This window comes from Ralstonia sp. UNC404CL21Col, from assembly GCF_000620465.1.
Lineage (GTDB): Bacteria > Pseudomonadota > Gammaproteobacteria > Burkholderiales > Burkholderiaceae > Ralstonia > Ralstonia flatus.
This window is the reverse complement of record NZ_JIBE01000004.1, coordinates 703,933-718,220: the sequence shown is the minus strand read 5'-3', so window position 1 is coordinate 718,220 and position 14,288 is coordinate 703,933. Positions and strand designations below refer to the sequence as shown.

Sequence of the window (14,288 nt, the reverse complement as noted above, 5' to 3'; positions counted from 1 at the left end):
TCGAAAGAGGCGCAGCCGCTTGCAACACCCGCACCTGGCCGCCTTTCTTTCCCCACATCATCCTCCCGTCGAGGAAGAATTCATGCCGCTTACCCATCCGTCACGCCGCGCTTTTCTCAAAGCGACCGTCGTGGCCGGCGTCTCGGTCGTCATCGCACCGCTGGGCAGCCGCGCTTTTGCGGCCCTGTTTGAAGAGAAGATCCTCACGCCTGTCCAGTGGGACCCGAAAACCGGCACGCCAAAATTCCGCATCGACGGCATTGCCAAGGTGACGGGCGACAAGGTCTTCGCACATGACATCCGCTCGCGCGACATGCCGCACTGGCCGCAGCAGCAGTCGCACGCGTTCATCCTGCGCACCACGCTGGCCGATCGCACGTACGAAGGTTTCGACCTGAGCCTGCTGGGCGAGGCCCTCAAGCCCGATCGCGTGGTGACCGCAGACGACCTGGCGCGCGATGGCGTCGCCTTCCCTGCGTTCTACGGCGACGACATGCTGCTGCCCACCGGCAAGACGCCCGCCTACCTGGGCCACGCCGTCGCCATCCTGATCTATCACGACTTCGCGCGCTTCCGTTTTGCGAAAGACAAGCTCAAGTTCCAGGACAAGATCATCCGCTACGGCGCGCAGACGGGGCCGCTCGAGCGCGACCCTTGGGGCACCTTCCGCTTTGTGCGCGTGGGCGGCGCAGGCCCGTATGACGACGATGTGTTCTCGAGCCTGAAGAACGCGCCGATCTTTCCGAGCATGATGCGCAAGCACGAGCCCGTGTGGCCCGACGGTGTTGACCACGGCAAGCTCGGCGAGCAGGGCATCTTCTACGCCAACCAGATCGCCGCAGAACTCGACAAACCGCCAGCGGACTGGCTGGTGCTCGAACGCGAGTACAACACGCAATCGGTTGATACCGCCGCGCTGGAAAACGACAACGCCAACTGCTGGTACGACAGCACCACGCAGACCTTGCACATGATCGTGCCCACGCAAAGTCCGGTGGAAGTGGGTGAGAGTGCGGCCGAGATGATCGCCAAGGCCCGCGGTGCGTTCCCGGTGAAGCAGGTGATCGTGCATCCGTGCTACACGGTGGGCTACGGCTCGAAAGACCATTACAACTTCCCGTTCTACGGCCTGGTGACGGCGCTGTATGCCGACGGCAAGCCGGTGCGTCTGGCGAATGACCGCTACGAGCAGTTCCAGACTTCCATCAAGCGGCACGCATTCAAGATGCGGTACCGCATCGCCGTGGACAGGAAGACCGGCCTGTTCCAATCGTTCCAGGGGCACTTCGAGGCCAATGGCGGCGGGCGAGCCAATTTCTCGCCGTCGGTTGCGATGGTGGGCGCAACGGCCGCGCAGTCGATCTACTACTTCCCGAAGAACGATCTGACCGCCGTGGCGATTGCCTCCCGCGCCATCGACGCAGGCTCGGCGCGCGGCTACGGCACGCTGCAGAGCATGGCCGCCACCGAGGTGATGGTCGACGAGTTTGCCGAGCAACTGAAGCTCGACCCGATCGAGCTCCGCCTGAAGAACGCGCTGCGTTCGGGCATGAAGAACACGCAGGGCGCGATTCCCGCCGGCGCCATCCGCGTGGATGAAGTGCTGCAGGCGGCCAAGGTGCATCCGCTGTGGGTGAATCGCGCGAAGAAGAAAACCGAGTTTGAGGCCGCCCACCCGGGCAAGCGCTACGGCGTGGGATTCGCGTGCGTGCAGAAGGATTTCGGCACGGGCGCCGAGGCGTCGTTTGCCAAGGTGGAAATCCGCGCTGACGGGCAGATCGCGCTGCACCACGTGGCGGCGGAAATCGGCACCGGCATGTCGACCTCGCAAGCCGTGGCCGTGGCGCGCTGGCTGGGCCGCCCCGCAGCGGAAGTGCGCGTGGCCGTGACGGACTGGGCAGACCTGCCCGTTGTGACCAGCGGCGACCCGTACCTCATGAGCCAGGCCGATCAGGACAAGGCATCGGCCAACCCGCGCTGGTCTCCGGCATATGCGTCGCCGTCGAGCGCGACCAACTCGGCGTATTACTTCACGCACAGCACGCGTGAGGCGGCGCGCATCGTCTTCATGCATGGCCTGTGGCCGGCAGCCATGGCGATCTGGAGCCAGGGCATCGGCGGCGGCCAGGCGGCGTCGCTGGTGGTGCGCGTGGAAGACGCGCGCTGGGTCGACGGCAAGCTCACGGCCGGCGGCCTGGAGGCGCTGCCCTATGAACAGATCGTCAAGAAGGCGCACGAGCTGGGCCTGGTGACGGGCGCGGTGGTGCACGTGTTCAACCGCTGGCAATGGTCGGAGGCCGATTTCGAGGTGAACGGCGCAGCCACGCGCGTGCCGATCGACGGGCTTTCCGTGCGCTACGGCGAGGGTGCCGACGCCGCACGCAAGGCGAAGATGACCACTCCGGGCGGGTATCACGTGCTGGATCGCAAGAAGGTCTACATCGCGCCGACGCAGCGTAACAACGCGTCGGTCACGTACTACAGCGCGGTCGGCACGCTGGTCGAACTGTCGGTGCACGAAGCCAGCGGCAAGGTCGATCTGCTGTCGCACCACACGATCATGGAGTGCGGCACGCAGATATCGCCGCAGCTGGTGTCGGGGCAATTGCAGGGCGGGCTCGCCATGGGCATCGGCCACGCGCTGCATGAAGCGCTGCCGCTGTACGAAGACGGCCCGGGCAACGGCACGTGGAACTTCAACCGCTACCACTTGCCGCGTGCGAAAGACGTGGCCGTGTGGACGCAGACCGGCACTGTGCTGCCGCCCGTGTCGGAAACCGATCCGCCCAAGGGCATTGCCGAGGTGGTGATGATCCCGGTGGTGGGCGCCATTGTGAACGGCATCGCGCATGCCATCGGACACCGCTTCACCAGCCTGCCAGTGACCGCGGAAAAGATTCAGGAGGTACTGGCATGAGCAATACGACCATCACGACACAACCGCTCACCGTTCATATCAACGGCAAGGATGTCGGCCCCACGCAAGTGCCCGAGGGGCTGATGATGATCGACTTCCTGCACGAATACGCCGGCCTGACCGGCTCGAGGCTCGGCTGCGGGCAGGGCGTGTGCCGCGCCTGCACGGTCATCCTCGACAAGCCGGACGGCACCAGCGAAGAAGTGCGCACGTGCATTACCGGCGCGCATTTCTTCCAGAACAAGAAGGTGCGCACGGTGGAAGGGCACGCCAAGCGCGATGAGAAGGGCGAGGTGGTGTCGCTCACGCTCGTGCAGCAGAAGTTCCTGGAGCACTTCAGCTTTCAGTGCGGCTATTGCACGCCGGGCTTCGTCAATGGCGCGACGGTGCTGGTGGAGCGCCTAAAGCGCGAGCCCGTAGCGCGCGACAAGCTTGACGAGACGATCACCGAAGCGCTGAACGACCACATCTGCCGCTGCACCGGCTACGTGCGCTACTTCGAGGCTGTGAAGGACGTTGTCCTCAGCACGCCCGGGCTCGTCAAGGACAGCAAGTGATGGCCATGGCTGAACTGACGCAATTCACTCAATGGACGCGAAAGGCGCTGCTGCCATTGCTGGCCGCCGCGGCGTTGTCCGCCTGCGGTGACCGCTCCACCGATATCCCGCCCGCCGCCGACCAGCCGCCCCCGGCCAGGCTGACCGGCGCCGACCTGATCAACCGCGGCCGCGCCCTTGTGCGCGCTGCCGACTGCGCAGCCTGCCACACGGCCAAGGACGGTGCGCCGTTTGCCGGCGGCGTGGCGCTGGCCTCGCCGTTCGGCACCTTCTACGGCACCAACATCACGCCCGACAAGGAACAGGGCATCGGCCAGTGGAGCGCGGACGATTTCTACAAGGCGCTGCACGACGGCGTCACGCCCGACAAGCACCTGTATCCGGCGATGCCGTACACGTCGTATCGCGGTCTGTCGCGCGGCGATACCGATGCGATGTACGCCTACCTGACGCAGCAGGTGAAGCCGGCGGCTGTTGCCAACCGCGAGCATGAGCTGCGCTTTCCGTACAACATCCGCATTGCCATGGCGGGCTGGAACGTGTTCTTCCTGAAGAACGCGCTGCCCGATGCATCGGTGGGCAACACAGCAGCGTGGCAGCGTGGCCGGTATCTGGCCAACGCGCTGGGCCACTGTGCGGAATGCCACAGCCCGCGCGGATTTGCCGGTCAGCTCGATGCCGGCAAACCGCTTGCCGGCGCGGCGCTGGGCCGAGTGGTCGCGCCGGACATCACGCCTGCCGGCCTGGTGTCACGGGGCTGGACGCAGAACGACCTGCAGACGTTCTTCAGTGTGGGCATCGCGCCGCAGGGCTCGGCGTTTGGCGAGATGTACCCGGTCGTCCACCTGAGCACGCAATACCTCAGTCAGGCCGATGTGGCGGCACTGACGACCTATCTGCTGGGCGACAAGGCGCCTGCGCCGCAGGCGCTCAAGCCGGTGGCCGCCACGCCCGAGAATGTCGATCAGCTCAAGGCCGGACGCGCGCATTACCTCGCCGTCTGCGCCGGTTGCCATGGCCGCGACGGCGAAGGCAAGCCCCATGTGGCCGTGCCGATGCTGGGCAACGCCACCGTGCGCAATGCCGACGCGCATAACCTGATCGTCTCGATGCTCGACGGCATTGAAGCGCAGCGCTTCCCGGGCACGGAAGCCATGCAGGAGATGCCGAGCTTTGCGCAGATGAACGATACGGAACTGGCCGATTTGGCCAACTACCTGCGGACGAGCTTTGGCGGGCAACCAGCCGATCTCACCGCTGACCGCGTGAAGGGTTTGCGGCAGTAGGCGGCACCCCTGAAGCCGGAAAAGCCCGCCCAGGCACGATGCCCGGGCTGGTTTTTTTTGGGGCAGCGCGGGTGAACGTTCCCGGTTGTGGCAGCAACTGGCTTCGGGCACAATCTTGAGCCTTGCGGAGATGGCATGCCTCCCTTAACCGCCGGGTTGCGGATGACGCGTCCGGCTGATGATGCCTACAAGTTCCTGGACGAAGGAAGTTGTAGGCACACGCCCAAACGACGTTCTGTCGCTCAGGTTTGAGTTCTTCGAATCTGGTCATCATGAAGAAAATGGTCACACGCTCCGAGCCGCTGCTCATGTTCGGGTATCTGCTGCGCTGGCTCTCATTGGGCGCGCTTGTCGGCATGCTTGCGGGCTTGGGCTCCGCGGTATTGCTGCTGGCGCTGGACTGGGCGACCGACACGCGCATTGCTCATCCTTGGTTGCTGTGGTTCCTGCCCGTGGCGGGCCTTGCCGTCGGCTTGCTCTATCACTACACGGGGCGCGCGGTGGAAGGTGGCAACAACCTGCTGATCGACGAGATCCACGACCCGAAGCGGGTTGTGCCCAAGCGCATGGCGCCGCTCATCCTGCTGGGCACCGTGGTCACGCACCTCTTTGGCGGATCGGCCGGGCGTGAAGGCACGGCCGTCCAGATGGGCGGCAGCTTTGCGGACTACCTCACGCGACTGTTCTCGCTGGCCCCGGCGGACCGGCGCATCTTGCTGATGGCGGGCATCAGCGCGGGTTTCGCGTCGGTGTTCGGCACGCCGCTGGCCGGCGCCGTGTTCGGGCTGGAGGTGCTCGCGATCGGCCGTCTGCGCTATGACGCGATCCTGCCGTGCTTCATCGCGGCCATCGTGGGCGACCTGGTGCCGCCGTTGCTGGGCGTGCACCACACGCCGTATGCGATTCCGTTTGTGCCGCATCTCACGCCCATCGCGATCGGCCTGGTCGTGGTGGCGGGCATCGTCTTCGGTCTGGCGGGCATGACATTCGCGGCGCTCACGCATCGGCTCAGCCGCGTGTTGAAGCATCGCATCGCCTTCGGGCCGCTGCGCCCCGTGCTGGGCGGCAGCGTGGTCGTGGCGGCGGCCTTGGCGCTGGGGACGGACAAATATCTCGGCCTCGGCATTCCGGTCATCGTGGATGCGTTCCACACTCCGCTGCCGGCGTACGACTTTGCCGGCAAGGCGGCGTTCACGATCGTGACGCTGGCGTCCGGCTTCAAGGGCGGCGAGGTCACGCCGCTGTTCTACATTGGCGCCACGCTGGGCAATGCGCTGGGTTACGTGCTGCCGCTGCCGTTCCCGCTGCTGGCGGGCCTGGGGTTCGTTGCCGTGTTTGCGGGGGCCGCCAATACGCCCATCGCGTCGACCTTGATGGCGATGGAACTCTTCGGCCCCGAAGTCGGCACGTTTGCCGGCATTGCCTGCGTGGTGAGCTATCTCTTCTCGGGCCACACCGGCATCTATCACGCGCAGCGCATTGGCCATGCGAAGCGTCCGTCCGAAACGGAACCGGCGGCGCAGGCTCCGGCTGAATCCGCCGGGCGCTCTTAGCGCGGAGGCGCGAGCTTGGCTTCGAGCAGCGCCTTCACCTCGGGCCATTCGGTGTCGATGATGCTGAACCGCACCGAGTTGCGCTTGCGGCCGTCCGGCATGATCCGTTCGTGCCGCACGATGCCTTCCTGCTTCGCGCCGATACGCAGGATGGCCGCGCGGGACTTTTCGTTCAGTTCGTCCGTGGTGAACTGCACCCGCACGCAGTGCATGGTTTCGAACGCGTGCGTCAACAGCAGAGACTTGGCTTCGGTGTTGATGTTGGAGCGTTGCGCCGATGCGCTCAGCCATGTGTGACCGATCTCCAGCTTGCGGTTGGTGCGGTCAATTTTCCAGAAGCGCGTGCTGCCGACGATGCGGCCCGTGTCGCGCCGGACAATCACGAACGGCATGACGCTGCCGGCGTCGCGCCCTTTCAGCGCGGTCGCAATGTAGCTGTCGATCGTCTCGGGGCCAGGAACGACCGTCACCTTCAGATTCCACAACGCCCCATCGGCCGCGGCCGCAACGAGGTCCGAGGCGTGGTGCGCCAGAAGCGGACGCAGTTCAACGTGCTGGCCGACCAAGGTCGGCTGGAAAAGATCGGGCGTGGGCTGGCTCATGGCTTGTGTCACACACCGTAGAAGCGTTCGCACAACGCCGTACTTGCGCCGAGCTTGCGCGACAGGTCGGACGCCGCTTGCAACTGCTTCGTGACGACATCCCCAGACGTGCGTGCCGCTTCCAGCCGGGAGGCTGCGCCCGACAGCGTCAGCGCAGCCATGAACTTGTCGCCGGAACCGAAGATGGGCGTGGCAAACGCCGCCGTGTGCTGGTCACGCGCGCCGGAGGTGAAGAGCGGTAATTCAGGGATGCCGTCATACAGCGCTTCACCCAGCCCCCAATAACGCAGCACGTGGCTGATGGCCGTGTCGTCCAGCGGCAGCGATGTGCCGGGCAGGCGGGTTTCGCGCAGGCCTTCGGACGGCTCGGCGCGGAACAGGCACAGCCGCCGGCCGTGATCGACGACGTAGTACGATGCGCTTTCTCGCGTGGCCGCCGCCAGCGCATGCAGCACTGGCTCCACCACGGAAGACAAGTGGAACGACTGCTCGTAGAGCTTGCCGAGATACAGCAGGCGCGGCCCGAGCGAGTACGCGCCGGACTCGGAGCGGGTGACATAGCTCATGCGCTCCAGCGAGTTCATCAGCCGATACACCGTGGTCTTGTGCATGCCCGATGCTTGTGCCAAGGCCGCGAGTGACAGGGCTTCCGCCCCCGGCTTGAAGCAATCCAGCAGGGCCAGCGCCTTTTCTACTGCGGCAACGCCGTCATTTCCCATTTTCCGACTCCCCGAACTCCGAACGGCGTGATTGTACTATGTACAACGCCGTTGTATCTGCCGGAAGGGTAAACGCTAGTGGATCGACCTGCCTGTCGTGGCTATAGTGATTTCACCAAGTACACCAGAGTTTTACACGATACAACATCACAGTCTGAGGCAGGTTTTTCATGAGTACCCTTTCGCACAGCATTTCCGCCATCGTTCGCGATATCGAGCGCGTTTCGCCCGCGTTGGTCGAGGCGGCTGCCCGCTTCCAGGCGGCCATCCTGGCTGACGTTGCCGGCCGCCGCGGCACCCTGAACTGTCGCGTCAAACCGCTCGCGCCGACCATGAAAGTGGCCGGTCCGGCCGTCACGGTGGAGGTGCGCCCCGGCGACAACCTCGCCATCCATGCCGCCCTGGCCGTCGCCAAGCCCGGCGATGTGATCGTGGTCGACGGCAAGGGCGACCAGAGTTGCGCGCTGATCGGCGAAATCATGGCCACGCAGGCGCAGGCCACTGGCATCGCCGGGTTTGTCATCGATGGCGCGGTGCGCGATTCGCACGAGCTGGCGCACGGCACGTTCCCCGTTTTCTCTGCCGGCTTGAACCCGTGCGGGCCGACCAAGAGCGTGGCCGGCCGCGTGAACCTGCCCGTGTCCGCTGCCGGCGCAACGGTGCACCCCGGTGACCTGGTGGTGGGCGATGCAGATGGCGTGGTCGTGATCCCGCGTGCCGACGTTGAGCGCATTCTCGTGCTCGCACAGAAAAAGGTGGACGCCGAAGCGGCCCGCATTGCGGCGATCCGCAAGGGCGATACACGCCCGGGCTGGCTCGAGAGAGAACTGCGCGCGGCGGGCATGCTGGCCGAAGGCGAGGCACTGTAATGAGCACGACTGCAACCAAGCCCGTCCTGCTGGTCACGGCAGCTGACCTGGCCCCGCAAGCAATGGAGATGCTGGGTGATTTCGAGGTGGTGTTTGCCGGCAAGCAGCCCACCGAAGACGACATCCTCGCGCTCTGCGCACGGCACAAGCCGGTAGCGATCATCGTGCGCTACGGCAAGGTCAACGCCCGCATCATGGATGCAGCCGGCGGCAACCTGCAGGTGATCTCGAAGCACGGCAGCGGTATCGACGTCATCGATCAGGATGCTGCCGCGGCGCGTGGCATCGCGGTGCGGGCTGCAGTGGGCGCCAATGCTGCGGCCGTGGCCGAACATGCGTGGGCGCTGATCCTGGCGTGTGCCAAGTCTGTCCCGCACCTCGACGCGCGCATGCGTGCCGGGCATTGGGACAAGGCAACGCACAAGTCGGTCGAGCTGGATGGCCGCACGCTGGGGCTGGTCGGCCTGGGTGCGATCGGCCGGCGGGCCGCCACGATCGGGTTGGCGTTCGGTATGAATGTCATCGCCTTCGACCCGTACGCCAAGGAGGCGCCGGCAGGCGTCAAGCTGGTGAGCCTTGGCGAGTTGTACGCGCAGTCCGATGTGGTGTCGCTGCACTGCCCGCTGACCGCCGAGAACCGCAAGATGCTGAACCGCGACGCGTTCAACTGTTTCAAGCCCGGCGCGATCCTGGTCAACACGGCGCGCGGCGGCCTCATTGACGAAGCCGCGCTGGTGGACGCGCTGGCCAGCGGCCAACTCCGTGCAGCAGGGCTCGACAGCTTCGATGTGGAGCCGATGACGGTGCCGCATCCGTTCCAGGGTATTGCGAACATCATCCTGTCGCCGCACGTCGGCGGCGTGAGCGATGCGGCCTACGTGAACATGGGCAAGGGCGCGGTGGCCAATGTGCTCGCAGTGATCGAGGAACGTGCCCGCACGGCAGCGTGATGTCCATGTTCCTGCTCTCGCCACCGGCGGTGCGTGAAGCCGAAGTCTTCACGCGCATGCCTGCCAGGTTTCGCAAGCCCGATGTCCAGACGGAATGGGCACGCGCCAATCGCGGCGGGCAAGCCACCGACTCGTTTCTGGAAGGACCGGTGTGGTGTCCGGACGGCCGCGGCCACGGTCATCTGTACGTGACCGATATCCCGCACGGCCGCGTCTTCCGCATCTCGATGGCGGGCGATTGGGAACTGGTGACCGAATACGACGGCGAGCCCAACGGCATGAAGTTCGTCGACGATGCGCACCTGCTCATCACCGACTACCGCAACGGGCTGATGCTGCTCGACATCAAGCGTGGCGAAGTCACGCCGTATCTTGAGCGCCGCAACTCCGAGCGCTTCAAGGGCGTGAACGACCTGACGTTCGACTCGCGCGGCAACCTGTACTTCACCGACCAGGGCCAGACGGGGCTGCAAGACCCGACGGGTCGCGTCTATCGCCTCTCGCCGGAAGGCAGGCTCGACATGCTGCTCGGCAATTGCCCCAGCCCCAACGGGCTTGTGCTGTCGCCCGACGAGAAGGTGCTCTACGTCGCCATGACGCGCGGCAATTGCGTGTGGCGTGTGCCGTTACAGGCCGATGGCTCCGTCAGCAAGGTCGGCCAGTTCTTTACGTCGTACGGCCCGAGCGGCCCGGATGGTTTGACGATCGACACGGCGGGGCGGCTGTTCGTGGCCAACCCCGGACTCGGCCGCGCATGGGTACTGAACCACCGTGCGGAGCCGGACATGGTCTTGACCAGCCCCGAAGGTGCATCGCTCACGAACCTGTGCTTCGGTGGCCGCGAAATGAAGACGCTCTTCATGATCGAATCGGTGTCCGGCACGGTGCTCAAGACCGAGATGGACATCGCCGGCCCGCTGCCGCATCGCGCAAGGCAGACCCAACCAACGCCCTAGCCCAGCTCATCGATACCCGACCCTGAGCGCTCACAGAAGCGCGATGGAGGAGACCATGCAAATGTCCCAGACTTTGAGTGCCACCACGCCAGCGCATGGCGCGGATGCGCGCCCCGCCGCCACGCTGCCCGATGCGGATTACCAGGCGAGCGAACGCACGCTGGCCAAGGCGTTCCGCCGCATCCTGCCGTTCATCTTCGCCTGCTATGTGATCAGCTATCTCGATCGCACCAACGTGGGCTTTGCCGCGCTCACCATGAACAAGGACATTGGCCTCACGGCCGAGCAGTTCGGGTTCGGCGCAGGGTTGTTCTTCATCGGGTATTTCCTGTTCGAGATCCCGAGCAACCTCATCATGCAGAAGGTGGGGGCGCGCATCTGGATCGCGCGGATCATGATCACGTGGGGCATCTTCTCGATGGCCACGGCGTTCGTGGTCGGGCCCAAGAGTTTTGCGGCGGCGCGCTTTCTGCTGGGTCTGGCCGAAGCGGGCTTCACGCCGGGCATCTATCTGTACTTCACGCACTGGTTTCCGGGCAAGTGGCGCGCCAAGGTGACGGCTGCGTTCCTTGTGGGCATTCCGGTGGCGAACATGATTGGCTCACCCATTTCCGGCGCGCTGCTCGAACTCGGCGGCCTGCATGGGCTGCGCAGCTGGCAATGGCTGTTGCTGATCGAAGGGCTGCCGGCCGTGCTGCTTGGCATCGCGTGCCTGTTCGTGCTCGCGGATCGGCCGGAAAAGGCGACATGGCTCACCGAAGATGAGAAGGCCGTACTCGCGCGCCGCCTCGCCATGGAGCAACGCGACATCGCCAGCAAACACGGCGCGACCCTGCGCGATGCCATGACCAACTGGCGCGTCTTCGTGCTGGCGTTCATCAACTTCTGCGGCATCGTGGGCTCCATCGGCGTGGGCCTGTGGATGCCGCAGATCATCAAACAGTTTGGTGTCGAGCACACCGTGGTCGGCTGGCTGACGGCCATCCCGTATGCGCTGGGTGCGGTGGTCATGCTGTGGTGGGCCCGCACGGCAAACCGCGCGCAGAACCGCGTCCCGTATGTGGCTGCCGCGCTGGTGGTTGCAGCGGTTGCGCTGGCGGCCAGCACGGCCTTGGATGCACCGGCGCTCAAGCTCGCGGCGCTGTGCGTGACGGTGAGCGGCATCCTGGCATTCCAGGCCACGTTCTGGGCGATTCCGTCCACCTTCCTTACGGGCCGTGCGGCCGCGGGCGGCCTGGCACTGATCGTTTCCGTCGGCAACCTCGGCGGCTTTGTCGGTCCGTCGATGGTCGGTGCCATCAAGCAGTACTCGCAGGGCTTTACGGCACCGCTGCTGGCGGTGTCGGCTGTGCTGATCATCGGCGCACTGTCCATCGCCTGGCTGGGCGACCCGGGCGCCGATGCCGGTGAAGCCGCAACACGCTGATCGTGTGATCGCAGTACCTTTCTACCTAGACATTCAAACAGCGCCGCACAGCACCCCGACGGCGCCAGGAGACACACATGCAAGTGACCGGCGGTACCGGCGTCACCGAGATCGAGCAGCGGACCCTTCGCAAGGTGGTCTGGCGGCTCGTGCCGTTTCTCATGGTCTGCTATCTGCTGGCCTTCATTGACCGCGGCAACGTAGGCATGGCCTCGCTGCAGATGAACCATGACCTCGGGCTGACGGCCCGTGTGTTCGGTTTCGGCAGCAGCCTCTTTTTCGTGTCGTACTTCTTCTTCGAGGTGCCGAGCAACCTGGCGCTGCAACGCTACGGCGCACGCATCTGGATCGCGCGGATCATGATCACTTGGGGGCTGGTCTCGGCCGCCACGGCGCTGGTGAGCGGTCCGGTCTCGTTCTATGCCTTGCGCTTCCTGCTGGGGGCTGCAGAAGCCGGGTTCTTCCCCGGCGTGCTGCTGTACCTCTCGTACTGGATTCCGGCAACACACCGTGCGCGCATTGTGGCGACGTTCATGGTTGCAATCCCGGCGGCAAGCTTTATCGGTTCGCCCATCTCCGCCGCGCTGCTGCAGATGGATGGGTTTGCCGGCCTGCGCGGCTGGCATTGGCTGTTCATCCTCGAGGGCATCCCCACGGTGCTGCTGGGCATCGCCTGCTTGCGCGTGCTGAGCGATCGGCCCGAGGAAGCCAAATGGCTGTCGAACGAAGAGCGCCAGTGGCTCACGAATACGTTGGCCGGTGAAGCGCGCGGGCCGAAGAAAGTTGCGCAGATGCCGCTGGCGAAGCTGTTCTGCAATCGCTACGTGCTGTGCCTTGCGCTGGTAGACGTGTGCGCATCGGCCGCCGGCAGCACGCTGTCGGTATGGCAGCCGCAGCTTCTTAAATCGTTCGGGCTGACCGTCATGCAGACGGGGCTGCTGAACTCCGTGCCGTATGCCGTGGCATCGGTGCTGATGGTGCTGTGGGGCCGCCGCTCAGACCGCCTGAAGGAGCGCCGCTGGCACACCGCCATTCCCATGCTGCTGATCGGCCTGGGCCTGTTCGGCACGTCGCTCAGCGGGTCGCTCGTGCCGACCATGGTGATGCTGTGCGCGGTGCTGGTCGGGGCGTATTCGTTCAAGGGGCCGTTCTGGGCGCTGGCCTCCGGCATGCTCTCGAACAGCGCAGCCGCTGCGGGGCTTGCCACCATCAACGCGATTGCCAACCTCATCGGCGGCGGCCTGATGGTGAATGTGTACGGCTGGGTCCAGCAGGCCACCGGCAGCTATGCACTGGCGCTGATGCCGTTGGCCGTGCTGACGCTGGTGAGCGTGACGACGCTGCTGCTGTTGAGCCGCTCCACGCCGGAAGCGCAGGTGCTGAGCAAGACGGAGACCGCCTGACCATGCGCGCATTCAGCAGGAGGCGGTTCCTGCAGATGGCCGGTGCCGGTGCCGTGGCGGCCGCTATTCCGGGGCTTACCGAAGCAGAAGAGTTGTGGTCCAGCGGCAGCGCCCCGCCGACGTTCAAGCTGCCGGCCGGCGCCGTGGATTGCCACATGCACATCTACGATGACCGATTCCCCAGCGCCCCAGGCACCACGCTGCGGCCGCCCAACGCGAGCATCGAGCAGTATCGCAAGGTGCAGGCGCGTCTGGGCGTGCAGCGCAACGTGGTCGTCACGCCGTCGACGTACGGAACGGACAACCGCTGCACGCTGGATGCGCTCAGGCGTTTCGGGCCCAATGCGCGCGGCGTTGCGGTGGTCGATACGTCCGTGACGGAGGCCCAGCTTGCCGAGATGCACGCCGCAGGTGTGCGGGCCATCCGCTTCAACCTGAGCTATCCGGGCGCCACCACCGTCGAGATGCTCGCACCGCTGGCGTCACGCATCAGCGCGCTTGGATGGCACATCGAACTGGTCGTACAGGGCGCCAAGTTGCCCGCGCTGGAGCCGCATCTCCTTGCGCTGCCGTGTCCGCTTGTCATCGATCACATTGCGCACGTGCCACAGCCGGGCGGCATGCAGTCCGACGCCATGCGCACGGCGCAGCGCCTGGTCGACAAGGGCAACACGTGGGTCACGCTGTCTGGTCCTTACGTCGATTCCAAGACGGGTGCGCCCGCTTATGCCGATGTCGAACCCGTGGCCAAGGCCTTCATCAACATGGCGCCCGAGCGGATGCTCTGGGGCACCGACTGGCCGCATCCGACGGAGAAGACGCATAAGCCTGACGATGCGGCGCTGCTCGATACGATTGCCGCGTGGATTGACCGTGCGGATTGGCAGCAAATGATCTTCGTGGCGAATCCGGTCAAGCTCTACGGTTTCGCCTAGGCGGTTTCCGGGCGGGGCCACTGTTGACTCCGTTTTGACAGAGTGTCCCCTCCAGCGAGGCTGTTCGTCACGGTTGGCCTCGCTACCATGTCTCCCAAATGCCGCGCGCCGCAGA

Annotated in this window: 12 protein-coding genes and 1 riboswitch; of the genes, 10 read left to right on the top strand and 2 right to left on the bottom strand. The window is 65.3% G+C overall.

Annotated elements, in window-relative coordinates; genetic code table 11:
• Positions 1-82: 82 nt before the first annotated feature.
• From N511_RS0111345 to N511_RS0111330, 4 genes are all read left to right on the top strand, one after another.
• Positions 83-2,917 carry a xanthine dehydrogenase family protein molybdopterin-binding subunit gene (locus N511_RS0111345; protein WP_027679397.1) on the top strand — a complete coding sequence of 945 codons (2,835 nt, stop codon included), beginning with the start codon at positions 83-85 and terminating at the stop codon, positions 2,915-2,917.
• Positions 2,914-3,474 carry a (2Fe-2S)-binding protein gene (locus N511_RS0111340; RefSeq protein ID WP_027679396.1) on the top strand — a complete coding sequence of 187 codons (561 nt, stop codon included), beginning with the start codon at positions 2,914-2,916 and terminating at the stop codon, positions 3,472-3,474. The genes N511_RS0111345 and N511_RS0111340 overlap by 4 nt, the downstream gene beginning before the upstream one ends.
• Positions 3,475-3,479: 5 nt before the next feature.
• Positions 3,480-4,760, top strand: coding sequence for a cytochrome c (locus N511_RS0111335; protein WP_027679395.1), 1,281 nt, complete (start codon positions 3,480-3,482; stop codon positions 4,758-4,760).
• A gap of 117 nt (positions 4,761-4,877) precedes the next feature.
• Positions 4,878-4,955, top strand: a riboswitch (Fluoride riboswitch).
• Positions 4,956-5,032: 77 nt separating this feature from the next.
• Positions 5,033-6,313 carry a voltage-gated chloride channel family protein gene (locus N511_RS0111330; RefSeq protein ID WP_027679394.1) on the top strand — a complete coding sequence of 427 codons (1,281 nt, stop codon included), beginning with the start codon at positions 5,033-5,035 and terminating at the stop codon, positions 6,311-6,313.
• Here N511_RS0111330 and N511_RS0111325 read toward each other — a convergent pair.
• Both N511_RS0111325 and N511_RS0111320 read right to left on the bottom strand, forming a co-directional pair.
• Positions 6,310-6,915, bottom strand: a complete 606-nt coding sequence (locus N511_RS0111325) for a GNAT family N-acetyltransferase (RefSeq protein WP_027679393.1) — start codon at positions 6,913-6,915, stop codon at positions 6,310-6,312. The genes N511_RS0111330 and N511_RS0111325 overlap by 4 nt on opposite strands.
• Positions 6,916-6,923: 8 nt before the next feature.
• Positions 6,924-7,634, bottom strand: a complete 711-nt coding sequence (locus N511_RS0111320) for an IclR family transcriptional regulator (RefSeq protein WP_027679392.1) — start codon at positions 7,632-7,634, stop codon at positions 6,924-6,926.
• A 170-nt stretch (positions 7,635-7,804) separates the two neighbouring features.
• On the opposite strand from N511_RS0111320, the gene N511_RS0111315 reads away from it, so the two are divergent.
• From N511_RS0111315 to N511_RS0111290, 6 genes are all read left to right on the top strand, one after another.
• Complete coding sequence (locus tag N511_RS0111315; protein ID WP_027679391.1) at positions 7,805-8,503, top strand: RraA family protein; 699 nt, start codon at positions 7,805-7,807, stop codon at positions 8,501-8,503.
• Positions 8,503-9,453 (top strand): NAD(P)-dependent oxidoreductase, encoded by a 951-nt coding sequence (locus N511_RS0111310; protein ID WP_027679390.1) that lies wholly within the window; start codon positions 8,503-8,505, stop codon positions 9,451-9,453. Before N511_RS0111315 ends, N511_RS0111310 begins: the two co-directional genes overlap by 1 nt.
• 5 nt (positions 9,454-9,458) lie before the next feature.
• Positions 9,459-10,409, top strand: coding sequence for an SMP-30/gluconolactonase/LRE family protein (locus N511_RS0111305; protein ID WP_027679389.1), 951 nt, complete (start codon positions 9,459-9,461; stop codon positions 10,407-10,409).
• A gap of 61 nt (positions 10,410-10,470) precedes the next feature.
• On the top strand, positions 10,471-11,835 hold the full coding sequence (locus N511_RS0111300; protein WP_037026614.1) for an MFS transporter: 1,365 nt from the start codon (positions 10,471-10,473) through the stop codon (positions 11,833-11,835).
• 77 nt (positions 11,836-11,912) lie between these two features.
• A complete protein-coding gene (locus tag N511_RS0111295; RefSeq protein WP_027679387.1) occupies positions 11,913-13,238 on the top strand; it encodes an MFS transporter in 1,326 nt (441 codons plus the stop codon).
• A gap of 2 nt (positions 13,239-13,240) precedes the next feature.
• Positions 13,241-14,173 (top strand): amidohydrolase family protein, encoded by a 933-nt coding sequence (locus N511_RS0111290; protein WP_027679386.1) that lies wholly within the window; start codon positions 13,241-13,243, stop codon positions 14,171-14,173.
• The last annotated feature ends 115 nt before the right edge of the window (positions 14,174-14,288 follow it).